The sequence below is a fragment of the Streptomyces sp. NPDC005648 genome (genome assembly GCF_040605395.1).
Classification (GTDB): domain Bacteria; phylum Actinomycetota; class Actinomycetes; order Streptomycetales; family Streptomycetaceae; genus Streptomyces.
Map to the genome: position 1 here is coordinate 11,445 of NZ_JBEXCS010000086.1, position 24,794 is coordinate 36,238.

At 68.9% G+C, this 24,794-nt stretch carries 16 protein-coding genes; 10 read left to right on the plus strand and 6 right to left on the minus strand.

The window, feature by feature from the left end:
- The first annotated feature begins 150 nt into the window (after positions 1 to 150).
- Both ABZT17_RS35285 and ABZT17_RS35290 read left to right on the plus strand, forming a co-directional pair.
- Entirely contained in the window at positions 151 to 1,626 is a 1,476-nt protein-coding gene (locus ABZT17_RS35285; RefSeq protein WP_356355169.1) for a cellulase family glycosylhydrolase, read from the plus strand.
- A gap of 30 nt (positions 1,627 to 1,656) precedes the next feature.
- The gene (locus tag ABZT17_RS35290; RefSeq protein WP_356355171.1) at positions 1,657 to 3,369 is read left to right on the plus strand and encodes a glycoside hydrolase family 6 protein; all 1,713 of its coding nucleotides are present in this window, start codon (positions 1,657 to 1,659) and stop codon (positions 3,367 to 3,369) included.
- Between the two features lie 41 nt (positions 3,370 to 3,410).
- On the opposite strand, the gene ABZT17_RS35295 is transcribed toward ABZT17_RS35290, so the two are convergent.
- Entirely contained in the window at positions 3,411 to 4,181 is a 771-nt protein-coding gene (locus tag ABZT17_RS35295) for a phytanoyl-CoA dioxygenase family protein (protein ID WP_356355173.1), read from the minus strand.
- Between the two features lie 124 nt (positions 4,182 to 4,305).
- Between ABZT17_RS35295 and ABZT17_RS35300 the strand changes: the two genes are divergently transcribed.
- Complete coding sequence (locus ABZT17_RS35300; RefSeq protein ID WP_356355175.1) at positions 4,306 to 5,226, plus strand: class I SAM-dependent methyltransferase; 921 nt, start codon at positions 4,306 to 4,308, stop codon at positions 5,224 to 5,226.
- A gap of 109 nt (positions 5,227 to 5,335) precedes the next feature.
- On the opposite strand, the gene ABZT17_RS35305 is transcribed toward ABZT17_RS35300, so the two are convergent.
- Positions 5,336 to 6,034 (minus strand): glycoside hydrolase family 75 protein, encoded by a 699-nt coding sequence (locus tag ABZT17_RS35305; RefSeq protein WP_356355177.1) that lies wholly within the window; start codon positions 6,032 to 6,034, stop codon positions 5,336 to 5,338.
- A gap of 171 nt (positions 6,035 to 6,205) precedes the next feature.
- On the minus strand, positions 6,206 to 7,537 hold the full coding sequence (locus tag ABZT17_RS35310) for a hypothetical protein (RefSeq protein WP_356355179.1): 1,332 nt from the start codon (positions 7,535 to 7,537) through the stop codon (positions 6,206 to 6,208).
- 165 nt (positions 7,538 to 7,702) lie between these two features.
- Between ABZT17_RS35310 and ABZT17_RS35315 the strand changes: the two genes are divergently transcribed.
- Together ABZT17_RS35315 and ABZT17_RS35320 are read left to right on the plus strand one after the other, a co-directional pair.
- Positions 7,703 to 8,314, plus strand: a complete 612-nt coding sequence (locus ABZT17_RS35315; RefSeq protein ID WP_356355181.1) for a hypothetical protein — start codon at positions 7,703 to 7,705, stop codon at positions 8,312 to 8,314.
- 108 nt (positions 8,315 to 8,422) lie between these two features.
- Positions 8,423 to 10,984, plus strand: a complete 2,562-nt coding sequence (locus ABZT17_RS35320; RefSeq protein WP_356355183.1) for a hypothetical protein — start codon at positions 8,423 to 8,425, stop codon at positions 10,982 to 10,984.
- Here the strand turns inward: ABZT17_RS35320 and ABZT17_RS35325 are convergent.
- Complete coding sequence (locus ABZT17_RS35325; protein ID WP_356355184.1) at positions 10,971 to 11,807, minus strand: aldo/keto reductase; 837 nt, start codon at positions 11,805 to 11,807, stop codon at positions 10,971 to 10,973. The two genes, ABZT17_RS35320 and ABZT17_RS35325, sit on opposite strands and share 14 nt — an antisense overlap.
- Before the next feature lie 321 nt (positions 11,808 to 12,128).
- Here ABZT17_RS35325 and ABZT17_RS35330 point away from each other — a divergent pair, with 321 nt between their 5' ends.
- From ABZT17_RS35330 to ABZT17_RS35350, 5 genes are read left to right on the plus strand one after another with little or no spacing between them, the layout of a single operon-like run.
- Complete coding sequence (locus tag ABZT17_RS35330) at positions 12,129 to 13,316, plus strand: glycoside hydrolase family 88 protein (RefSeq protein WP_356355185.1); 1,188 nt, start codon at positions 12,129 to 12,131, stop codon at positions 13,314 to 13,316.
- A gap of 4 nt (positions 13,317 to 13,320) precedes the next feature.
- Positions 13,321 to 14,103: a heparin lyase I family protein gene (locus tag ABZT17_RS35335; RefSeq protein ID WP_356355187.1), complete on the plus strand. Its 783-nt coding sequence runs from the start codon at positions 13,321 to 13,323 to the stop codon at positions 14,101 to 14,103.
- A 12-nt stretch (positions 14,104 to 14,115) separates the two neighbouring features.
- Positions 14,116 to 17,355: a glycosyl hydrolase family 28 protein gene (locus ABZT17_RS35340; RefSeq protein ID WP_356355189.1), complete on the plus strand. Its 3,240-nt coding sequence runs from the start codon at positions 14,116 to 14,118 to the stop codon at positions 17,353 to 17,355.
- Positions 17,352 to 19,601 (plus strand): alpha-galactosidase, encoded by a 2,250-nt coding sequence (locus tag ABZT17_RS35345; RefSeq protein ID WP_356355191.1) that lies wholly within the window; start codon positions 17,352 to 17,354, stop codon positions 19,599 to 19,601. The genes ABZT17_RS35340 and ABZT17_RS35345 overlap by 4 nt, the downstream gene beginning before the upstream one ends.
- Positions 19,602 to 19,612: 11 nt before the next feature.
- Positions 19,613 to 21,643, plus strand: coding sequence for a PQQ-dependent sugar dehydrogenase (locus tag ABZT17_RS35350; protein WP_356355193.1), 2,031 nt, complete (start codon positions 19,613 to 19,615; stop codon positions 21,641 to 21,643).
- Positions 21,644 to 21,671: 28 nt separating this feature from the next.
- Here the strand turns inward: ABZT17_RS35350 and ABZT17_RS35355 are convergent, their stop codons facing one another.
- Positions 21,672 to 23,498: an AMP-dependent synthetase/ligase gene (locus ABZT17_RS35355; protein ID WP_356355194.1), complete on the minus strand. Its 1,827-nt coding sequence runs from the start codon at positions 23,496 to 23,498 to the stop codon at positions 21,672 to 21,674.
- A gap of 365 nt (positions 23,499 to 23,863) precedes the next feature.
- The gene (locus ABZT17_RS35360; protein WP_356355196.1) at positions 23,864 to 24,736 is read right to left on the minus strand and encodes a LysR substrate-binding domain-containing protein; all 873 of its coding nucleotides are present in this window, start codon (positions 24,734 to 24,736) and stop codon (positions 23,864 to 23,866) included.
- Positions 24,737 to 24,794: the final 58 nt, after the last annotated feature.

The window sequence follows — 24,794 nt, forward strand, 5'->3', positions numbered from 1 at the left end:
TCGACGGGTTTTAGCTGAGGGAAAGTCAGGAAACTCTGTGACTCCCCTGTCCTTCACTGTCACTTGGCGCTAGCTTCGTGAACACCAGTGGGAGCGATTCCATCAGTCGACGCGTCCGTCACGACGCGCCCGATCTGCAAGGAGTCGCTCATGCGACACCCCCCGCGTTCAGTACTCTTAGCCGTCGCCGGAGCGGTCGCCCTTGTCGGGGCCATGACCGTCCCGGTGGTGACGGCGCAGGGAGCCACGCCGGCGTGCTCGGTGGAGTACTCGGTCACCAGCCAGTGGGACACCGGCTTCCAGGGCGCCGTGAAGATCACCAACAACTCGGCGGCCCTGAGTGGTTGGAGCCTCGGCTTCGACTTCGCGGGCGGCCAGAAGGTCACCCAGGGCTGGAACGCCAAGTGGTCCCAGTCCGGTACCACGGTGACGGCGGCCAACGAGAGCTACAACGGCTCGCTGGCCACCGGCGCCAGTGTCAGCGCCGGCTTCCTCGCCTCCTGGCCGGGGTCGGGGAGCAACGCCGTACCGACGTCGTTCAAGCTCAACGGGACGACGTGCAACGTGGACGCGCAGCCGTCGCCGACGCCGACCGAGCCGCCGGCGAGCGGCTCGGCACCCGCCCTGCATGTCTCGGGCAACAAGCTCGTGGACGCCTCGGGTGCGACGAGGCGGCTGCTCGGGGTGAACCGGTCCGGCGGCGAGTTCATGTGCGTACAGGGCCGAGGCATCTTCGACGGTCCGGTGGACGACGCGGCGATCAAGGCGATCGCCGACTGGAAGGCCGACACGGTCCGCATTCCGCTCAACGAGGAGTGCTGGCTGGGGCTTTCCGGCATCCAGCCCGCGTACGGCGGCGCCAACTACGTCAACGCCGTCAAGGACCTGGTGGCAAGGGTCGAGGCGCACGGCCTGACCCCGATCGTCGATCTGCACTGGACCTACGGGCAGTACACCGGAAACTCGGCCGGCTGCTCCGACGTGCACGCGAGCTGCCAGAAGCCGATGCCCGACATGCAGTACACGCCGTCCTTCTGGTCCTCGGTGGCCGACACCTTCAAGGGCGACCAGGGCGTGGTGTTCGACCTGTTCAACGAGCCGTATCCGGACCGGGCCACCTCCACGACCACCCAGGCGTGGCAGTGCTGGCGCGACGGCGGCAGCTGCCCCGGCATCGGCTACGAGGTCGCCGGTATGCAGGATCTGGTGGACGCGGTGCGCTCCACCGGTGCCAGGAACGTCGTCATGGCCGGCGGACTGGCGTACTCGAACGACCTGAGCCAGTGGCTGACGTACAAGCCCAGTGACCCCACGGGCAATCTCGTCGCCGCGTACCACGTCTACAACTTCAACACCTGTGCGAACGAGAGCTGCTGGAACTCGACCCTCGCCCCGGTCGCGGCCCAGGTGCCGCTGGTGGCAGGGGAGATCGGCGAGAACACCTGCTCGCACGGGTTCGTGGACCAGGTCATGAAGTGGTTCGACGACCGGGGGCTCTCCTACCTCGGCTGGACCTGGAACACCTGGGACTGCTCGTCCGGTCCCTCGCTGATCTCCAACTACGACGGGACTCCCACGTCGTACGGCATCGGGCTGCGCGATCACCTGCGTGCCCTCAACCCGTAATTCCCTCACCGGAGAAGGAAACCCGCACTCATGAGCCGTACCAGAACAGCGATACTCGCCGCCCTGGCGCTGGTCGCCGGGACAGCCGGGACCGCGACGGCCGTCGTCCCCGGGGACGTCGGGGTGAAAGCCATTCCCTGCACCGTCGACTACAAGGTGCAGAACCAGTGGGACACCGGCTTCACCGCCGCCGTGACCATCACCAACAACAGTGCCGCCAAGAGCAGTTGGGCGGTGAAGTGGTCGTACGCGGGCAGTCAGAAGGTCACCAGCTACTGGAACGCCAAGGTCAGCCAGAGCGGTGCCGACGTCACCGCGAGCAATGAGACCTACAACGGGACGCTCGCCACCGGCGGTTCGGTGAGCTTCGGCTTCAACGGGTCCTACAGCGGCACCAACGCGCTGCCCACGGCCTTCACCCTGGACGGCGTCACCTGCAACGTCGACGACGGGAGCAGCGGCGGTGGTGGGGGCGGCGGTGGCGGCACCGGCAGCCGCGTCGACAACCCGTACGCGGGCGCCAAGGTGTACGTGAACCCCGAGTGGTCCGCGAAGGCCGCCGCCGAGACGGGCGGCAGCCGGATCTCCAACCAGCCCACCGGTGTCTGGCTCGACCGCATCGCCGCGATCAACGGTGTCAACGGCGGGATGGGCCTGCGGGCCCACCTCGACGCGGCCCTCGCGCAGAAGGGCAGTGGCGAGGAGGTCGTCCAGCTGGTGATCTACGATCTGCCCGGACGTGACTGCGCGGCCCTCGCCTCCAACGGCGAGCTCGGCCCGACGGAGATCGACAAGTACAAGACGCAGTTCATCGACCCGATCGCGGCGATCCTCGCCGACAGCAAGTACAGCTCGCTGCGGATCGTCACCACCGTCGAGATCGACTCGCTGCCCAACCTGGTCACCAACACCGGCAGTCGGGCCACCGCCACCGCCAACTGCGACACGATGCTCGCCAACGGCAACTATGTGAAGGGCGTGGGCTACGCGCTCGCCAAGCTCGGCGCGATCCCGAACGTCTACAACTACATCGACGCCGGCCACCACGGCTGGCTCGGCTGGGACGACAACTTCGCGCCCGCCGCGAACCTGTTCAAGCAGGCCGCGACGAGTGAGGGCGCGACCGTCGACGACGTGCAGGGGTTCATCACCAACACGGCGAACTACAGCGCCCTGAAGGAGAACAACTTCACCATCAACGACAGTGTGGGCGGCACGTCCGTACGGCAGTCGAAGTGGGTGGACTGGAACCGGTACGTGGACGAGCTGTCGTATGCGCAGGCCATGCGGAACGAGCTCGTGTCCGTCGGGTTCAACTCCAGCATCGGGATGCTGATCGACACGTCCCGCAACGGGTGGGGCGGGACCGCGCGGCCGGCCGGCCCCGGCCCGACCACCAGCGTGGACGCGTATGTCGACGGCGGTCGGTACGACCGGCGGATCCATGTCGGGAACTGGTGCAACCAGTCGGGGGCCGGGCTCGGTGAGCGTCCGCAGGCGAATCCGGCGAGCGGGATCGACGCGTATGTGTGGATGAAGCCGCCGGGGGAGTCGGACGGGTCGAGTTCCGCGATCGCGAACGACGAGGGCAAGGGCTTCGACCGGATGTGCGACCCGACGTACACGGGCAACGCGCGCAACGGGAACAACATGTCCGGGGCGCTGCCGAACGCGCCGCTGTCCGGGCACTGGTTCTCCGCGCAGTTCCAGCAGTTGATGCAGAACGCGTACCCGCCTTTGTAGGAGGGTGCCGCGCGCCCCTGAAGCAAACAGGTCCGTCGGGGTCAGGCCTCTTTGGTCAGGCCCCGGCGGATCGCGGCCTCCACTGGCGAGTAGTTGCCGTCCGGGCGGTCCAGCTCGTACGGGACCGCCGGCATCAGCGGCGGCTGGGCCATGAAACGGGGGCGGGTGCCGTGGTGGGGCTGGGCCGCGTGGATCAGGAAGGGGTGGCACAGGTAGACGTCGCCGGGGCGGCCGGTGGCGTGGGCCAGGGGACGGTGGGCGGAGGCCGCCACCAGCTGGGGGGCGATCTCCAGCCCCGAGACACCCGTCTCGCCGTACGGCTCCAGGAGCGGAGGCACGTCCAGGTGGGAGCCGACCCGGATGCGGGTCGGGGCGTCCGCCTCGGTGACCTCGCTGAACAGGAAGAGCATCAGCAGGGCGCGGTCCTTGGAGCGCAGGTTGGTGAAGTACCAGCTCGCGCCCTGGGGAAGATAGCTCCCCTCGGTGTGCCAGCCCGCGTCGTCCGGCTCCGTCCCGTGCGGGAAGCGCAGCGGGAAGCTGCCCAGCGAGTAGCGGGGCAGCCAGCGGTCCTCACCGACCAGAAGGTCGAACGCCTTATGCAGGACGGGGGAGTTGGCGGCCGCCGCGAACGGGCCCTGCGCCATGTCGCCGACCCACACCACCGGCTCCTTCCAGGTGCCGGGGTCCTCGGGGTCGTACCCCGTCTCCCGCCACAGCAGCCGTGCGCAGTGCTCGGCGACGCGCGGGGGGAAGGCGCCCTCGATCTTCACGAATCCGTCCCGCAGGAACCGTTCGACCAGCTCGTCGTCCATGGGGCCATCCTGCGGGTGCCGGCTTGCCGTCCGCATCCCGTTTTTTGCCGTCCCGGCAAGAGGAGTGGCACTCGCCCGGTGCGTCGGAGCACGCTGACGGCATCACGGACGAGAGGCTGACGACATGGCGCACGACGACCACGGCCACGATGGCACGCACGACCACCGACACCCGCACAGCCATGGCCATCACGGCCATGACACGGACATCGACTGGGCCGAGATGGGCCCGCTCCTCGAATCACAGGCCGAGCTGTTCACACCCCTGTACGAGCGGGCCCTGAACTGGCTCGGCAAGGAGGTGACCGAGCCGGGGCTGATCGTCGACGCGGGCAGTGGGCCCGGGGTCGTCACCTGTCTGTTCGCCGAGATCTTCCCCGGCGCCCGCGTCATGGCCGTCGACGGCTCCGGACCGCTGCTGGAACGGGCGCGACAGCGGGCCGAACGGCTCGGTTACAGCGACCGTTTCGACACCCTCACCGGTGAACTCCCGGGCGCTCTGGAAGAGTTGGACTATCCGGCCGACCTCCTGTGGGCCGGCCGCAGCCTGCACCACCTCGGTGACCAGCGGGCCGCCCTCGCCGCCTTCGCCGGACGGCTCGCGCCCGGCGGAACGCTGGCGATCATGGAAGGCGGGCTGCCGTCCCGTTTCCTGCCGCGCGACCTGGGCTTCGGACGCCCCGGTCTGGAGGCGCGGCTGGACGCCCTGGAAGCGGAGTGGTTCGCGCGGATGCGGGCCGACCTGCCCGGTTCCGTCGGGGAGGTCGAGGACTGGCCGGCTCTGCTGAGCGGTGCGGGCCTGACCCACGCCCGTACGCGCAGCTTCCTCCTCGACCTGCCCGCCCCCGCCTCCGACCGGGCCCGCGCCTATGTCGCGGGGACACTGGCCCGGGTCCGCGAGATGCACGGCACCGAGCTGGACGCGGAGGACCGGGCCACCCTGGACCGTCTGCTCGACGCCGACGACAAGGGGAGCGTGCACCATCGGCCCGATGTGTTCGTGCTGGCGGCCCACTCGGTGCACACGGCGGTGCGGACCGGCTGAGGGGGCCGATGGCCCCCGTCCCGCGGACTCCTGAGGGTCCGTTGCGTCCAACCGGTCGAGCGGCCCGGCCGACCCCGCACGAAAAGCCGGTCGGGCCGCTCGGCCGGAGTCAGTTGTTCGCCAGGAACTGCTTGGCGAGCTTGTCCCCCAGCGTGACCGCGGCGCTGTGGCTCTCGATGGGGGATACCTGGGAGTTCTTGAAGAGGATGTAGGTCACGCCGGAGTCGGCGCCGCCGGTCGCCGGGTCGGGGTCGATCCCGAGGGCCTTGGCGGTGGCGTACGACGCCTCGCCGATGATCTTCGTCGGGCCGGTGTCGCCCACGACGGCGTACTCGACCTTGTTGTTGTAGATCACGGCGACTACACCGCCGCCCTTGATGCCGTAACTGGAGTACTTCCAGATGCTGCTGGAACTGGGCACGACGATGTACGGCAGCGAGTCCGCCTTGAGCGGCTTGCCGTCGGACTGATGGAACGCGGTGTCGTCCTGGTACCAGGGGTCGGCGTTCTCGTTGCACTTCGACGTGCGCTGTCCGTCGCAGTCGATGTCCATGTCGGCCTTCCAGAACACGGCACCGTTCTTGCCGCACACCGGGATGGTGGCCGACGTCTCGTCGTCGGTCTTGTACTTGCCGCTGGAGATCTGGGAACAGGACGTCACCTTGGCGAGCAGGTCGGCCGCGCTGACCGAGCCCTCCTGGGCGGACGTCGGGCGGGTGGTGGCGCCGGAGGCGTTCGCAGGGAGGACTCCGGCGGCGAGCAGGGCGGCCCCGGAGGCCGCGGCGAGGGTCAGTGTTCGTATGCGCACTGTGGGGGACCCTTCTGTTAGGAAACTTTCCTGACCGGGTTGGCGTACACGGTGGACCCCGCGGCATGCTCGCGTCAACCCCTTCGATGGGGGCGCGTCGGCGCCGTGTGAGCGGTGTTTCCGGAAAACGCCAGGTGGGCGGTCAGAGGGCCGTTCCGGGCCGCTTTCGCGTCACGGCCTCAATCCGCCGTCCCCGGGACGGGGAGGCCGAGGTGTCCGTCGTACGGCCAACTCGCGTGTCATCGCCGCGTGCTCCCGTACCGTTGCCACGTCCAGGTCCTCGAAGAGCTGGCCCCGTGCGTCGTACGTCGGGAGGAGGCTGTCGGGAAGCCGCTTCCATTGGTGCGCGCTCCGGGCCTTGAACTCCAACTCGGTGAGCACGACGTCCAGGTTCTGTCGCAGCACGGGCGTCATGCGTGCTCCGCGGGTCAGCAGGTCCTTCAGCGCGCCCGCGTGCAGATGTGCCGCCCCGATCCCCAACAGGTAGTCGTCCCAAGCCTGTTGACGGGCTTTCGGGTCGGGGGCGGGGACGGAGAACGTGTCGAGGAGCCGGGTGCGCGCCTTGTCGGCCTCCTGCACGCCGACGAGCAGGGCGGCGCAGCGCACGGCGATCCAGTCGCGTCGCGCCTCGGGTCCCGGAAGCGTGGGGGCGGGCGGTGTCTCGTTCGCGGCGACGACCGCCGCGGCCGCCAGCACACGGCGGTGCTCCGCCAGGCTCTTGGCCGCCGCGTCCGCGAGCTCCCCGGAACCGGGTACCACCTGGTTCAGCGCGGTACGGCCCGCCAGGACGGCCGTGGGCACCAGCAGATCGCGGCCCACGCGGAACAGGACCTCCATGCTCTGGCGAAAGGCACCGAGCTCGGCCGGCGTCCGCGGAACGAGGTCGGGGATCTGCCGCCGGGCCCGGTAGAGCAGCGCGGCGAGGTCCGCCTGCAGCCGCCTGATGCGCATCGCTGCCGTCGCCGGGTCGCGAGGGCCTTCGACGGCGAGGCGGACCGTGTCCGTGATGCCGATGACGAACTCGTCGACGGACGGGGGCGGAGGCGTTCGGTAGCCCACCGCGGTCAGCAGCGGGGCGACGCCCAGCCACAGGAGGGGTTCGAGGCGGCCGGCGAGGTCGGACGTCAGCTGATGGAGGTTGTCCCAGCCGTCCTCCAGCCGCTGCCAGAACGCCTGGTCGGCGAGGCATTCGCTCGACGAGGTGAAGAGCTCGATCGCCCGCTCGCGCAGCGCCCTGAAGACCTCTTCGTTGCGCAGGGCCTCATTGCCCGCCCTGGACGCCGTCTCGATCCGGCGGAGCCCGTCCCTGAGCGCGTGGAGACGGGTGAGTTCCGGCTGTCCTCGCAGGGAGTCCTGGGCGGCGCGGAGGGCGTCGGCAGAGGCAGCCTGCCGCTCTCGTCGCTCGGCCGCCTCCCGTTCGGCCGCCTCCCGCTCACCTTCCCGGAGTGCCCGCCGCTCCGAGTCCTCGCCCCCGGGTTCGAAATCGAATTCGTGACGCCCCATGTCCCGCCTCCCCCGCAGAGGAAACAACGTGGTTCCCCGAGCAGGGCGCCGTCAATACGACGAAAGGGCGAGGGCGCGGACGCCGACCCCTGATTGCGGCGCCCCCCGTACAGGAGAAGACTGTCGATATCGAACATTCCGGATATTGTCCCGGAGGTGAGGGCCATGTTCGTCCGCACCGTGTACACGACCGGTGATCCAGCGAAGGTCGACACCGCCATCAGGGCGCTGAACGCGCAGGGGCGGGATCTGCTCGAAGAGCGTCCCGGGTACCGGGGTTCGGGCATCTTCGTCGACCGGGAACTCGGCAAGCTGCTGGCCGTGAGCTGGTGGGAGACCGAGGAGGCCCGGCGCAACAGCGACGAGGTCATGCGGGCGCGGCGCGGGCCGCTGCTGGAGCCGTTCGCCGCTACGACCGCCGTGGACAACTACGAGGCCACGGTCTTCCGTTCGGTCCGTCCGCCGGAGGCCGGCGGTGGGCTGCGGATCAGCAGGCTTGAGTTCGACCCCGCGGACACGGATCTGCTGACCGAGACCTTCCGCGCCTCGGTCCTGCCCCGTCTGGAGACCCTGCGCGGGCTGGCCCGCACCTCCCTGCTGGTCGACCGAGAGCGGGGCCGCGGCATGGTCGGCGCCCTGTTCGTCGACCGCGAGTCGCTGGCCGCCTCCCGCGGCGCCCAGTCCTCCGCACGTCACGAGGGCGCCGCCAAGGCGCATGTGACCGTGGTCGGACTCGAGGAGTTCGAAGTCGTCTTCACGGATGTGCGCGGCACCTGACACGGGCCAGGCTGAACCACCGGGCCACGAAGGGGGTGCAATCGGGCGCGAACCCGTCATCCTGGGCATGTTCGGTTCGGGGGAACGGGGGCGGTCATGGACCGTTATGTGAATCAGGAAAGCACCGGCTGGACCGAGTTGAGGGTCCACGGGGTGTCGGGCACACCGCCGGAGTCCGAGCTCGGGCATCCGGCGGTGTGGCGGGTGGCGGGCGACGCACTGGCCGGGTTCTACCGGCGGATCTGGGAGACCCGGTCGGGAGCCGCGGACACCGATCGGTTCCGGCGGGAGGGCTACTCGTGGGGCGCGCTGACCTCCGGCGACAACCGGCGTGCGCTGTGGCTGCTCCTGCTGCCGTTCATGTTCGTCAACCTGGCGTTCTACATGGATCCCGGTCACCGGGTCGTGAAGAGGGCTCTCCCCGACGGGCGGACGGCGAGCGAGACACGGGTCGTGGAGCACCGGGCCCTGCTGCAGCGCCTCCTCGCGCTCTCCCTCACCGGTACCTATGTCCTCGCCGCGACCTCCGCCTCGATGGACCTCGTCGGCTGGCAGTGCGGGAAGGACGACGGAAACCCGGCGTGCACCGGGGGCGGGATCTGGCTGAGCTGGCTGCACTACGGCTGGATCGACACCACGGGCAGCCGGCTCGCGGTGGCGGCGCTCGTCCCGGTCGCTCTCGTCCTGCTGCTGTGGTGGCTCGCGAACCGGTCCTGGGACGGCCTTGAGGCGAGCCCGGTCCCGCAGGTCGAAGGGCGCGACCCGGTGGTCGAAACCCTGCTGGAGGACCGGCAGTTGTGGAACGGGAGCCGTCCCGTGCGGCGTCTGCGCGCGCTCCATGTGACGGCTGCGCTGGGGCTGACCGGCGTGCTGCTGCTCACCCCGCTGCTGCCGCACGGCGACTTCAAGAAGCTGGTGTCCGACGGTGGTTGGGGGACATGGCCCGGAGGTGTGCGCGACGCCGTGCTGGTCGTCCTGCTGACGGCGCTCGCGGCGGCCGCGGCCGGGATGCTCGTACCGCGTCTCTTCAAGCGCGAACGCCCGGGTCCCGGGGACCGGACGCCCGCCTGGGACCGGGTGTTCGCCGTGCTGCCGTGGTGCGCCCTGGGGCTGGTGGTCGCCGCGATGGGCGTCGCGTTCCTCTGGGACGCCGCCGACGCCGACACGACCCGCGCGTCCGCCGAACTGCCGGGCCAGGTCGGGGCGACGCGACTGCTGCTGGCAGCGCAGGCCGCGCTGCTGCTGATCCTGCTGGTGTCCCACCTCGGCACGCTCTGGAAGGCGCGGAAACAGCGAGCGCCGCAGGCCCCGTTCGGCAACCCGGCCTTCCCGCGGGCCGCCTGGCACGGACTGGGCACCACGGGTGTCGCCCTGCTCGCCGTCCTCCTCGCGACGGCTCTGGCGGCGGGACTGACTCTCCGCACGGCCGAGACGCTGGGCGCTCCGGCGGTCGCCGGGCAGGACAAGGGCGGGCAGCGGGCGATGGTGGTGCCGACCGAGTACTTCTGGGCGTCGGTGAGCGCGCTCGGCTTCCTCGCCGTGGCCCTCGTCGTCCTGGGGTGCGCCGCCTGGTCCCTGCACCGGTCCGCGCGGCGGTACCGGAAAGTCGTGCGGACCGGTTACGGCGAAGCCGCCGGGGACGGCACCGACGCGACCGAGCGCCGGATCAAGGACATCGCGCGCAACTGGGCCCGGGCCCAGGGATACGACAGTGTGGGCACCGCCGGGCTCGGCGTCCTGCTGTGCGTGGCCGGTGCGATCGTGGTGGCGGACATGGCGCTCGACCCGACCGTGGGCGCACGGCTCGTCTCCGAGGGACCGGGCTGGCTGATCACCGTGGCCAACCTCGTCCTCACCGGACTGGTGCTGGTCCTGCTGTGGGCGGGCCGTCAGGCCTACCGCAACCCGGCCTTCCGTCGCACCGTGGGCATCCTCTGGGACGTCGGCACCTTCTGGCCGCGCGCCACGCACCCCTTCGCCCCGCCGTGCTACGCGGAACGCACCGTCCCCGATCTGCTGAACCGGCTGGAGTACCTCACCGGGCGACCCGAGAACAGCCCGGGCCGCGTCATCCTGTCCTGCCACTCGCAGGGCACCGTCATCGGAGCGGTCGTCCTCATGCAGGCCGACACCGCGGCGAGCACCAGGACCTGCTTCCTGACCTACGGCTGTCCGCTCACGCGTCTCTACGTCAGGTTCTTCCCGGCCTACTTCAACGCCTACACGGTGGACCGGCTCGGACAGATCCTCGCGCACCGAGGGGGCGAGCTGCCCGGGGCCCGGGACCCCGGGACGGCCCCGCGCTTCGCCGTCGACGCCCGCTGGCGCAACCTGTACCGCCTCAGCGACCCGATCGGCAGCTGGGTCGTCGGCGACCCCGGGCAACCCACGGGCGTGCCACCCTCGCTGATGGACCGTCAACTACGGGACCCGGCCGCCTTCCCGAAGCCGGCCGGCGATTCCTGCTACGAAAAACCGAAGGGCCACTCCGACTACTTCGCCGATCCCGTCTTCGACCTGTGCGTGGAGTGCTGCAGGGGCGACGGCCCGGCCGCGCCCTGTGACTGCCACCAGGCACCGGTCAGCGACGACGGGATCCGGCGCGCGGCAGTGGCGGGGCCGCCGTCCGCGGACGGCGGCCCCGACAGGTCGACGCTCAGGCCACGTTGAACGTGGAAGGGTCCGGCCCCAGCCGCCGGTCCTCGTTGAGCGCGCTGATCGCCGCCAGGTCCTCCGTGTCCAGGCTGAAGTCGAAGACCTCGATGTTCTCCTTGATCCGGGACGGCGTCACGGACTTGGGGATCACCACGTTGCCCAGCTGGAGGTGCCAGCGCAGGACGACCTGGGCCGGGGTGCGGCCGTGCTTCTGGGCGATGGCGACGATCGCCGGAACCTCCAGGAGGCCCTTGCCGGAACCGAGCGGCGACCACGCCTCGGTGGCGATGCCCTGCTCCGCGTGGTACTCGCGGGCCGCGTGCTGCTGCAGATGCGGGTGCAGCTCGATCTGGTCGACGGCCGGGATGACGGATGTCTCGGCGATCAGCCGGCGCAGGTGCTCCGGCTCGAAGTTGGAGACGCCGATCGCACGGATGCGCCCGTCGGCGTGCAGCTTCTCGAACGCCTTGTAGGTGTCGACGTACTTGTCACGGGCCGGGGTCGGCCAGTGGATCAGGTACAGGTCGAGGTACTCCAGACCCAGCTTCTCCAGCGACGCGTCGAACGCGCGCAGCGTGGAGTCGTACCCGTGCTCGCTGTTCCAGAGCTTGGTGGTGACGAAGATGTCCTCGCGCGGGACGCCGGAGGCGGCGATCGCCTTGCCGGTGCCCTCTTCGTTGCCGTAGATCGCCGCTGTGTCGATGCTGCGGTACCCGGCCTCCAGCGCGGTGGCGACGGCATGCTCCGCCTCGTCGTCCGGCACCTGCCAGACGCCGAAGCCCAGCTGGGGCATCTCGACGCCGTTGTTGAGGATGATCGGGGGGACCTTGCTGCTCACGAGCTCTTGATCCTTCGGTTGTCGTCAGATGGCACTCCTATCGTCAACGATCACAGGCCGTGATGCATTCCTGACCGGCAAATCCGCCGGAACGACCGATGTGTCCGCACCGGAACTGACCGGTGAGTCAGTGGCTGGATGGCGAGAATGGCCGGAAATGCATCCGACCTCTGCGGTCCGGACCATTGACCGCCGGACCTTCTGCCGCGACTCTGGACCCCGCTGACGAACGAGTTCCTGAACTTGAGACATGCATGTGAACGGTTTCACGGCATTTTCCTCCGATGTTTCCATGCCTCCGACCCATCGAGAGGGAGGAACATGAGACACCGTCGCCTGGGCACGGCCCTGACGACCCTCGCACTCGCCACCGTGACCGTCGCCGCCCTGCCGGCGGCGGCCCCACCGACGGCCCTCGCGGCCGAGGCCGTCCACCGTCCGTCCGCCGCCACCGACTGGTCGGTGGCGGTCGTCGACTCCACCATGGCCCGCTACACGCCGAGCACCATCGGCGGCTGGTCCTACCCGGTCGGTCTCTACCTCTACGGCCAGTACCTCACGTACAAGCGCACCCATGACCCCCGCTCGCTCGCCTACATCAAGAGCTACGTCGACCGCTTCGTGAAGAGCGACGGCTCGATCGACCAGTCCTTCAACAGCCTGGACAGCATGCAGGCCGGCCGGCTCCTGGTGATCCTGCACCACGAGACCGGCCAGGACCGCTACCGCAAGGCGGCCAAGAAGATCCGCGACCGCCTGAACACCTACCCGCGCACCGCCGACGGCGGCTTCTGGCACGCGGACACCTCCAGTCGGGCCCATCAACTCTGGTCGGACGGCGTCTACATGGTGAACCCGTTCCTCGTCGAGTACGGCAAGGAGTTCGGCGACAGCGCGTACACCGACGACGAGGCGGCCAAGCAGCTGTACGTCTACGGCAGCCATCTGCAGGTCGCGAACGGACTGCTCAAGCACGCCTACGACGAGTCCAGGAGCGCGAGTTGGGCCGATCCGCAGACCGGGCTCGCCCCCGAGCACTGGTGCCGGGCCGTGGGCTGGTACTCCATGGCACTCGTCAACGTCCTGGACGCCATTCCGGCGAACCAGTCACGGCGTCCGCAACTCCTCACCATTTTCCGCAAGTTGGCAGCGGGGCTGGAGAAGTACCAGGACCCGGCCACCGGCCGCTGGTTCCAGGTGATGGACAAGGGAGACCGCTCCGACAACTGGACCGAGACCTCCTGCTCCAGCATGTTCACCTACGCCCTGTCCCGCGGCGTGCAACAGGGCTACCTCGACCCGCACTACGGCGCGGTCGCGCACCGCGGCTACCAGGGAGTGCTGGCGAAGCTCTCGGTCGGCTCCGACGGCCGCACCAACCTCGCCGACATCTCCATCGGCACCAACGTCGGCGACTACGCGTACTACATCGCACGTGACCGGGCCACCAACGACTTCCACGGCCTGGGCGCCTTCCTGATCATGAACGAGCAACTGCGAGGAGATTAGTGTCATGAGCACGTCCAGAAGGGCATTGCTGGGCGCGGCGGTCGCGGGCGCGGCCGGAGCTGCCATCGGCCTGCCCGCCACCGCCCACGCGGCCTCCTGGCAGCAGAAGTGGGCTCCCTCCGCGAGCGGCGACGGCCTCGGCGCCTTCGAGACGATCGAGGACGACCGGGCCGACTCCCACCCCGCGGGGCATCCGCACATCTTCGCCACGGGCAACAACTGGCGCTTCAACATGCACATGGTGGACCGGGACACCTCGACCGACCGTCAGCGCCAGGAGGTCACGGGTCTGCGCACGAGTTCCAGCAGCTACCTCAAGTGGAACGAGGGCCAGACCTGGCGGGTCACCTACTCGATGTACATCCCGAGCTCGCTGAAGGCGACCACCACCTTCACCCACATCATGCAGATGAAGCAGCCCGGTGCCGGTTCCTCCCCGATCGTCACGCAGTCCCTGCGCCGGGTGAGCGGCAAGCAGACCATCGAGCTGACCCTGCCCATCTCCGGCACCCTCATCGGCCGCACCGACCTCGACCCGCTGCACGACCAGTGGACCGACGTCGACTTCCAGATCAAGGTCGGCAACGGCTCGGCGGGCTCCGTCCGCTGGATCCTCAAGTCCGGCGGCTCGACCGTCATCGACAAGTCGAAGACCGGCGTCGACACCTTCCTGGCCGACCGGGTGCGCCCGAAGTGGGGCATCTACCGCTCCCTCGGCGACACCTCCGGGTCCCTGCAGGACACCTATCTCCTGCTGACCAACCTCCGCGGCTACCAACTCGTGTGAGGAGCCGTCACCATGACACCCCCCACTGACCCGCGCCGCCGAGCGGCGGCCGTCGTCCTCTTCGTGGTGGCCGTCGTCCTCGGCCTCACCCATCCCGCGGCCCTCGCCGCCCCGCAGGGCGCCGTGCGCGCCGCCGCCGAGTACAACGTGCGCGACTACGGCGCCAAGGGCGACGGCTCCAGCAACGACAGCCCGGCCATCGACAAGGCCATCACGGCCGCCAACGCCGCGGGCGGCGGCACCGTCCGCTTCCCCTCCGGCACCTACAAGTCCAAGAACACGCTCCACATGAAGAGCCATGTGACGCTCCAGCTCGACAAGGGCGCCACACTCCAGGGCTCCAGCGCCGACACCTACGACAAGGCCGAGTCCAACCCGTACGACTCCTACCAGGACTACGGCCACAGCCACTTCCACGACGCGATGATCTACGGCGACAAGCTGACCGACATCGGCTTCGTGGGCCAGGGCGTCATCGACGGCGCCGGCAACCTGATCACCGGCAACCCCAAGTCCGGCGAGGCCGACAAGATCATCTCGCTGACCAGGTGCGACGGACTCCGGATCGGCGACGGTCTCACGCTGCGCCGGGGCGGTCACTTCGCGGCCCTCATCAACGGCTGCAAGAACGTGACGTCGGACCACCTGACGATCGACACCGCGAGCGACCGCGACGGCTGGAACGTCATCTCGACGACCGACGCCACGATCACCAACGCCACCATCCACGCCAACGACGACGCACTGGTCTTCAAGAGCGACTACGCCCTCGGCGCCAAGCTCCCCAACGGCCATGTGCGGGTGAGCGATTCGACGCTCGGCGCCAAGTGCTGCAACGCCCTGATGTTCGGCTCCGAGACCTGCGGCGACTTCTCGGACTACCAGTTCGAGAACATCCGCATCGACGGCGCGGACAAGTCCGGGCTCGGCATGGTCTCCATGGACGGCGCGAAGATCTCGGACGTCCACTACCGCGACATCACGATGACCAACGTCCACTCGCCGATCATGCAGAAGATCGGCACCCGCAAGCGCTGCGGCAACAGTCCCGGTGTCGGATCGATCAGCGACATCACATACGACCACATCACCGCGACCGGCAACAGCCCCTCCTTCAGCCCGACCCTGTGGGGCGAGTCCGGCCACCGCATCAACGGCGTGACCTTCACCAACGTCGACATCACGGTCCCCGGCGGCAACGGCACCATGTCCACGGCCGTGCCGAGCAACGACCCGAACGACTACAACCCCAAGGCCATCGGCACCCGGCCCGCCTACGGCTGGTACCTCCACAACGCCGACAACGTCCAGTTCACCGACAGCTCGGTCAAGTTCGCCTCGAACGACGGCCGGCCCGCGTTCATCGCCAACTCGGCCGGCGGCATCCGGCTCACCCGGTTCACCGCGCAGAAGGGCAGCAACTCGCCCTTCGACGTGGCCTTCCAGGACGTCACCGGCGGCTGCCTGACGGACAGTCACAACACCTCCGGCGGCGCCCTGCGCGTCTCGGGAAGCCAGGACTGCGGCAGCAGTACGGCGGTGAAACCGCTCGACCTGGAGAACCCCCGCCAGGACTTCCTCCGCGCCTCCGTCGGCGGCCTCTTCCTGCACTGGGGCCTGCGCACCGCACCCGCCCACACCAGCTGCACCGCGTGGGAGAACGACGTCACCAGCGGCGGCTGGACGCCCGACTACTGGGTGAACGAGGCCCAGAAGCTGCACACCCAGTACCTGGTCCTCGCCACCTTCCACAGCCGCCTCGGCTACGCCCGCCCCTGGCCGTCCAAGATCCCCGGATCCTGCTCCACCAAGCGGGACTTCCTCGGCGAGCTGATCACGGCCGCCAAGGCCAAGGGCATGAAGGTCATCCTCTACATGACCAACGACCCCCAGTGGCACGACGAGGGCGGTCACGAGTGGCTCGACTCGGCCGCGTACTCCGCCTACAAGGGCAAGAACGTCGACCTGACCACCAACGACGGCTTCGGGCAGTTCAGTTACGACAACTTCTTCGAGGTCATGGACCGCTACCCCGACCTCGGCGGCTTCTGGATCGACAACGACAACTCCTACTGGGAGAGCCACAACCTCTACCAGCAGATCTACGACAAGCGCCCGAACTACACGCTCAGCAACAACAACGAAGACACGCCGATCATGGACATGATCAGCAATGAGCAGAAGACGGGCATGACCCCGGCCTACGACTATCCGCAGGCCGTCTACACCGCCCAACCCCGCCTGACCGAGGCCGACTTCAAACTGCCCTCCACCGGCGCCTGGTGGTACGACGGCTCCAACCCGTCCGTCGACAAACAGCTCACCCTCGGCCGGCTGATCACCAACGCCGGCTCCTCGGTGAAGGCGCTGATGGCCGAGACCGCACAGGTGAACGGCAAGTTCCCCTCCAACCAGGCCTCCTTCAACACCTTCGCGGACTCCTACCTCGACCCGATCTGGGAATCCCTGCACGGCACCGAGGGCGGCGGCTACATGTACGGCGGCCTCAAGCCCGGCGCCTGGAACGACGGCGCGTACGGCGTGACGACCATCGCCAAGGACGACGCGAACCGGCAGTACATCCACGTCCTGACCCCGCCCAGCACCAGCACCCTGCGCGTGCGGGACAACGGCTACCGCATCGCCTCCGTCACCAACCTCCGCACGGGAGCGGCGGTTTCGTGGTCGCAGTCCGGCGGCGTGCTCACCCTGAGCGGGCTCGGCACCTGGGACCCGTACGACACGGTCTTCAAGGTCACCACGGCCGGCCGCCAGGGCATCCTCACCGGCGTCAAGGTCAGCGCGAGCGCCTCCGCGAGCGGACACGCCGCGTCGGCCGCCGGTGACGGCGACTACCTCACCTACTGGGACAGCAACAAGACGCTCCCGGTCAACCTCACCTTCGACCTGGGCTCGGCCAAGAAGGTCCAGTACATCGGCCTCAACCAGCGCGAGGACTCCGTCGCCTACGCCCGCTCGGACACCGAGCAGTCGGCGCGGATCAAGGACTACAAGGTGTTCCTGAGTAACGACGGCTCCACCTGGGGGAGCGCGGTCAAGACCGGCCAGCTGCCGAGTCGCCGTGGAATCCAGGGAATCGACCTCAGCGCCGCGAACGCCCGCTATGTCCGCCTGGAAGTGGACACCACCTGGGCCGCCTCCACCGACACCACCCGCTACAAGCGGTTGCGCGTCGACGAGGCGTGGATCGGCACGTCGTACGCCACACCCACGAACGGGGGAAAGTCATGACCCGCATCAGAGCACTGGCGGCCGCGGTGGCCGCCCTGCTGTCGGCCCCGGCGATCCCGCTGCTGACCGCGGCGCATCCCGCGGCCGCCTCGGACAACGGCCAGTCGGTCCGGCCCGCCATGGGCTGGAGCAGCTGGAGCTTCGTACGGCGCCAGCCGACCGAGGCCAAGATCGAGGCACAGGCCGACGCGCTGGTGTCGAGCGGCCTGAAGGACCACGGCTTCGTCTACGTCAACCTCGACGACTTCTGGCAGAAGTGCGACGACAACGGCTTCACCGTCGACTCCTACGGACGGTGGGCCGTGGACCCGGCCAAGTTCCCCGACGGCATCAAGGCCGTGGCCGACTACGTCCACTCCAAGGGCCTGAAGTTCGGCTTCTACGTCACCCCCGGCATCGCCAAGAACGCCGTCCTGAAGAACACACCGATCGAGGGCACGAGTTACCACGCCAAGGACATCGCGGACACGTCCAAGACCGAGAAGAACTACAACTGCAAGAACATGTACTACATCGACTACGGGAAGCCGGGCGCGCAGGAGTTCGTCAACTCCTGGGCGAAGCAGTTCGCCTCCTGGGGCGTCGACTACCTGAAGATCGACGGTGTGGGCAGCCAGGACATCCCCGACGTCCAGGCCTGGGACAAGGCGCTGCGGGCCAGCGGACGGCCCATCAACTTCGCCCTGTCCAACAACCTGCCGATCGCGGACGCCTCCACCTGGCGCAAACTGGCGAACAGCTGGCGCACCCAGGGTGACGTCGAGTGCTACTGCGGGCCCGGCTCCAACGGCAGCGGCTATCCGCTGACCGACTGGTCCCATGTCTCCGCCCGCTTCAACACGGCGGCGACCTGGCAGCCGTACGCCGGCACAGGCGGCTGGAACGACCTGGACTCGCTGGAGGTCGGCAACGGCGACCAGGTGGGCCTGACGGCCGATCAGCGCCGCTCCCACTTCACCCTGTGGGCGATGGCGGCCTCCCCGCTGCTGCTCGGCACCGATCTCACCCACCTCGACTCCGTCGACAAGGCGATGCTGACCAACGACCGGCTGATCGGGGTCGACCAGGACGGCGTGGCCGCGAAACGGATCGTCAACAGCGGTGTCCAGCAGGTCTGGAGCAAGAAGGAGAGCGACGGCCAGTACGTCGTGGCGCTGTTCAACACCGGTACGTCGGGCAGCGCGACCGTGAGCGTGAACTGGTCGCAGGTCGGCTTCAGCGGCTCCGGCGACGTCACCGACCTGTGGTCCGGGTCCCACAAGGGCGTGATCGCGGGTTCCTACAGCGCCACCCTGCGCCCGGGAGAGACCCGGCTGATCCGGGTCAAGCCCGTGAACTCCCTGAAGAGCGCCGCCGCTTCACCCGGCATGGCCGTCGCCCCCTACGAGTACCTCGGCTGGGGCAATCCGCAGAGCCCGACCTCCGTGATGTCCGCGACCGGCGTCAAGTGGTTCACCCTCGCCTTCATCCTCTCCGACGGCACCTGCAACCCGAAGTGGGACGGCTCACGCCCGCTGACCGGGGGCAGCGACCAGTCCACCATCAACGCGATCAGAGCGGCGGGCGGTGACGTCGTCGTCTCCGTCGGCGGCTGGAGCGGCAACAAGCTCGGCGAGAAGTGCTCCAGCGCCTCCGCGCTCGCCGGCGCCTACCAGAAGGTCATCAGCGCCTACAAGCTGAAGGCCCTCGACATCGACATCGAGAACACCGAGTGGTCCAACGCGACCGTGCGGCAGCGGGTGGTCGACGCGCTGAAGACGGTGAAGGCCAACAACTCCGGCCTGAAGACCGTCATCACCTTCGGCACCACGACCAGCGGCCCCGACTCCACCGGCACTGACATGATCAAGCGAGCCGCCAACTCCGGCCTGGCGAACGACGTCTGGTGCATCATGCCGTTCGACTTCGGCGGCGGCACCACCAACATGGGCAGCCTCACCACCAAGGCCATGGAAGGACTCAAGGCCCAGGTGAAGTCGGCCTACGGCTACAGCGACGCCACCGCCTACACCCACATCGGGCTGTCGTCCATGAACGGCAAGACCGACGACTCCGGTGAGCGGGTACGGGTGGCCGACTTCAAGACCATGCTCGCCTACGCCCAGCAGCACCACATCGGACGGCTCACCTACTGGGCCGTCAACCGCGACCGGGCCTGCGGCTCGGGCACCGACGGCGACGCCTGCAGCGGCGTGACGCAGCAGCCGTACGACTACCTCAAGGTCTTCACCCAGTACACGGGCTGAGGGGAACATCCGTGAACATCAGAAGAGTTCTGCCGTACGGCGTCGCGGCGGCCCTGGCGCTGCCGCTCGCCGGCCTCGGCCAGGGCACCGCGCTGGCAGCCACCGACTACCAGGCCGAGGACGCCCAGATCTCACAGGGCACCGTCGCCACCAACCACACCGGCTACACCGGCACCGGCTTCGTGGACTACACCAACATCAAAGGCTCGTATGTGGAGTTCACGGTGAGCGCGGCCTCCGCCGGCACCTCCGCCCTCACCCTGCGCTACGCCAACGGGACCTCCGCCGACCGGCCGATGGACATCTCCGTCAACGGCACGGTCGTCGCCTCCGGGGTGTCCTTCCCGGCCACCGCCGACTGGAACACCTGGGTCACCAAGACCGTCAATGTCCCGCTGACCGCGGGCACCGACAAGATCCGGGCGACCGCCACCACCGCCAACGGGGGCCCCAACCTCGACCGCGTCAGCCTCGCCGCGGCCGCCGACACCCAGGCCCCGACCCGCCCCGGACAGCCCAGCTGCTCGGACATCGGCGAGGACGCGCTGACCCTGGCCTGGGGCGCCTCCACGGACAACGTGGGGGTGAGCGCGTACGACATCTACGAGCACGGCAACAAGATCGGTGAGGCGCCGGGGAGTTCGACCTCCAAGGCGCTGACCGGGCTCACCCCGAACACCGACTACAACCTCACGGTGATCGCCCGTGACGCGGCGGGCAACACCTCGTCCGCCAGCCCGGTCGTCGACTGCACCACCAAGCCCAGCTCCGACACCACCCCGCCGAGCAAGCCGGGCACGCTGTCCGCGAGCAACGTCACCGCCAACAGCGCCGACCTCAAGTGGGGCGCCTCGACCGACGACAAGGCGGTCGTCGCCTACGACGTGCGCAGTGACACCACCGTCTACGACACGGTCACCAGCGGCACGTCGACCACGCTCACCGGGCTCGCCTGCAACAGCCCCTACAGCCTGAACGTCGTCGCCCGGGACGCGGCCGGCAACGTCTCCGAGGCAAGCAACACCGTCACCTTCACCACGAAGGCGTGCGCCACCGACGGCGGCGTCCCGTCCTCCATCGCCACGCTCTCCAGCGGCTGGACCATCCCCTGGGGCACCTACTGGATGCCCGACGGCAAGACCGCCCTGGTCACCGAGCGGGACGACTTCAAGGTCTGGAAGGTCACCAAGGACGGCACCAGGACCCAGGTGGGCACCGTCCCGAACGCCGTCACCACCAACGGCGAGGGCGGACTGCTCGGCGTCGCCGTCGACCCCAAGTGGGACACCAACCACTACGTCTACTTCATGCACACCGCCGACGAGGGCAACCGGGTCGTGCGCATGACCTACGACGGCACCAAGCTCAGCGACTACAAGATCCTGCTCCAGGGCATCAAGAAGAACCGCTACCACAACGGCGGACGGCTCCTCTTCGGCCCCGACGGCTATCTCTACGTCTCCACCGGCGAGGCCCAGACGCCCGACCTGGCGCAGGACAAGAACTCCCTGAACGGAAAGATCCTTCGCATGACGACCGACGGGAAACCGGCCCCCGGCAACCCGTTCGGAAACTATGTCTACAGTTACGGCCACCGCAATCCGCAGGGCCTCGCCTTCGACCGCAACGGCCGGTTGTGGGAGGCGGAGTTCGGCAACAGCTCCAAGGACGAGCTGAACCTGATCAAGCCGGGCGCCAACTACGGCTGGCCGACCTGTGAGGGCACCTGCAGCGTCTCCGGGATGACCAACCCCAAGGCCACCTGGAACGTCTCCGAGGCGTCCCCGAGCGGTATCGCCATCGTCCGCAACGTCGTCTACATGGCGTCCCTGCGCGGCGAACGGCTGTGGCGGATCCCGATCAACGGCGACAACGAGAGCGTCGGCACACCGACGGCGTACTACGTCGGTACGTACGGGCGCCTGCGGACGGTCACCAAGGTGCCGGGCGCCGATCAGCTGTGGCTGTCCACCACCAACTGCGACAACAACGGCAACCAGCCGGACGGGTCGGACAAACTCTTCCGCGTGACGATCGGTTAGGAGACCTTCCGGAGCGGCCCTTCGCCGGTCAGGCCTGGTAGAGGGCCTCCACCTCGTTGGCGTAGGCGTTCTCGATGGCCTTGCGCTTCAGCTTCAGGGACGGGGTCAGCAGACCGTGTTCCTCGGTGAAGGGCTGGGCCAGTATCCGGAAGGTGCGGATCGACTCGGCCTGTGAGACGAGGGTGTTGGCGGCGACCACCGCGCGCCGCACCTCCGTCTCCAGGTCGGCGTCGCGCACCAGCTCGGCCGGCGGCATCTGCGGCTTGCCCCGCATGGTCAGCCAGTGCTCGACGGCCTCGATGTCCAGGGTGACCAGGGCGGCGATGTACGGCCGGTCGTTGCCCACGACGATGCACTGGTTGACCAGGGGGTGGTCGCGGACCCGTTCCTCCAGCATCCCCGGGGAGACACTCTTGCCGCCGGAGGTCACCAGGATCTCCTTCTTGCGGCCGGTGATGGTGAGATAGCCGTCCTCGTCGAGGGAGCCCAGGTCGCCGGTGGCGAGCCAGCCGTCGTGCAGGGTCTCGTCGGTGGCCTTCTGGTTGTTGAGGTAGCCCTGGAAGATGTTCGGGCCGTACAGCCAGATCTCACCGTCGTCCGCGATGTGCACGGTGACGCCGGGGATGGGCTGACCGACCGTGCCGTAGCGGGTGCGCTCGGGCGGGTTGGCGGTCGCCGCCGCCGTCGACTCGGTGAGGCCGTAGCCCTCGTAGATCTGCACACCCGCGCCCGCGAAGAACAGGCCGAGCCGGCGGTCCATCGCGGAGCCGCCCGTCATGGCGTTGCGGATACGGCCGCCCATCGCCGCCCGCACCTTGGAGTAGACGAGCTTGTCGAACAGCTGGTGCTGCATCCGCAGACCCGCCGACGGGCCGGGCCCGGTGCCCCAGGCCTTCGCCTCGACGGCGTCCGCGTACTTCACGGCGACCTCGACGGCCTTCTCGAACGGGCCGGCCTTGCCCTCCTTCTCGGCCTTGCGCCGGGAGGCGTTGAAGACCTTCTCAAAGATGTACGGCACCCCGAGGATGAAGGTCGGCCTGAACGCGACCAGGTCGGGCAGCAGCGCCGCCGCGTTCAGCTGCGGCTGATGGCCGAAGCGGACCCCGCGGCGGATCGCGGCCACCTGCACCATCCGTCCGAAGACGTGGGCGAGCGGCAGGAACAGCAGGGTCGCCGCCTCGTCGCCCTTCTTGGAGTGGAAGACGGGCTCCCAGTGCTCGGCGACCGTGTCCGCCTCCCACATGAAGCTGCCGTGCGGGATCACACAGCCCTTGGGGCGGCCCGTGGTGCCGGAGGTGTAGATGATCGTCGCGGTCGACTCCGGGGTGACCGCCGTGCGGTGCCGGTGCACCACCTCGTCGTCGATGTGGGCGCCGGCGTCGTACAGCTCCTGCACGGCGCCGATGTCCAGCTGCCACAGCTGGTGCAGCTGCGGCAGCCGGTCGATGACACTGGCGATCGTCATCGAGTGGTCCTCGTGCTCCACGACCGCCGCCGAACACTCGGCGTCGTACAGCGCCCAGAAACACTGCTCCGCCGACGAGGTGGGGTAGATCGGCACCACCTGGGCGCCGATCGTCCACAGCGCGAAGTCGAACAGCGTCCACTCGTAGCGGGTGCGGGACATGATGGCGACCCGGTCGCCGAACCGGATGCCGCGGGCGAGCAGTCCCTTGGCGAGGGCCAGGACCTCGTCCCGGAACTCGGCCGCCGTCACGTCGCGCCACTGCCCGTTCTCGTCCTTGCGGCCGAGGGAGATGTGCAGCGGGTCCTCCTGGGCACGCTCGAAGACGACATCGGCCAGACCGCCCACCGGCGGCACCGACGTCAACGGAGGGTTGGTGAACTCGCGCAAACCCGCTCCCCGTTCCTCAGCGCTGATTCAGAGACTCGCAAGCGCCGTGAAAGCTACCCCACCCGGCCACCGGGCGGGAGGGGGGCCGAAGCCGAGCAATCCTCACGTACCGCCCCGGTCACGGCCGGAAAATGCCCTCACATCAGGAAGGGTCGGACAGAAAACTGACGGTTGAGTAAGTTTCGGTCCCGCAATCTCCACCGAATCTGTACGACCTGACTACGGCCTTTGACCGCAGGTCAAAGGCTTCACGGGCGTGTTCGGACCGTCTCCTCCGTCTGCGTTTCGGGGGCGGAATTCGTCACACCGTCCACCACGGGCTCCCACAACCCGACCGCCACGGCGCCGCCCCGGCCCCGGCCCCGCTAACCACCGCGTCTGCGTTGCAGCCGGTCCCCGCCTGCCAGGATCGTCGCCGCCAGGGCGTCCGCCGCGCTCTGGGCCGAGGTGGGACGGCGGCCGTGGACCAGGACGAAGTCGACGCGGCCCAGTTCCGGCAGGCCGAAGCGGTCGGGGACGCGGACCAGGCCCGGCGGGACCAGCCCGCGCGAGTGGGCCATCACACCGAGGCCCGCGCGGGCCGCCGCGATCAGGGCGCTCAGACTCCCGCTGGTGCACGCGATACGCCAGGACCGGCCCTCCCGCTCCAGGGACTCGAAGGCGAGGGCGCGGGTGATGCCCGGCGGCGGGAAGACGATCAGCGGGACCGGGCGGTCCGCGTCCAGACGCAGTCGCTCCGCGCCGATCCACACCAGCTCGTCGTGCCAGACCAGCTGCCCGCGTGGATCCTCCGGGCGCCGCTTGGCCAGCACCAGGTCCAGTTTCCCCGCCGCCAGCTGCTCGTGGAGCGTCCCGGACAGTTCGACCGTCAGCTCCAGGTCGACCTCGGGATGGTCGTGGCGGAAGCCCTCCAGGATCTCCGGCAGCCGGGTCAGCACGAAGTCCTCCGAGGCGCCGAAGCGGAGCCGGCCGCGCAGCCGGGTGCCGGTGAAGAACGCCGACGCCTGCTCGTGCACCTCCAGGATCCGGCGCGCGAAACCGAGCATCGCCTCGCCGTCCTCCGTCAGCTCCACCGAGTGCGTGTCCCGGGAGAACAGCTGGCGGCCGGTGGCGTCCTCCAGGCGCCGTACGTGCTGGCTGACCGTCGACTGGCGCAGCCCCAGCCGACGCGCGGCCTGGGTGAAACTCAGGGTCTGGGCGACCGCCAGAAAGGTGCGCAGGTGGGAGGGGTCGTACATGAAAGGAAGGGTAGCTGCCTATCGCGATACGTGATGGCAGTGAGAGCGGTATGACGGA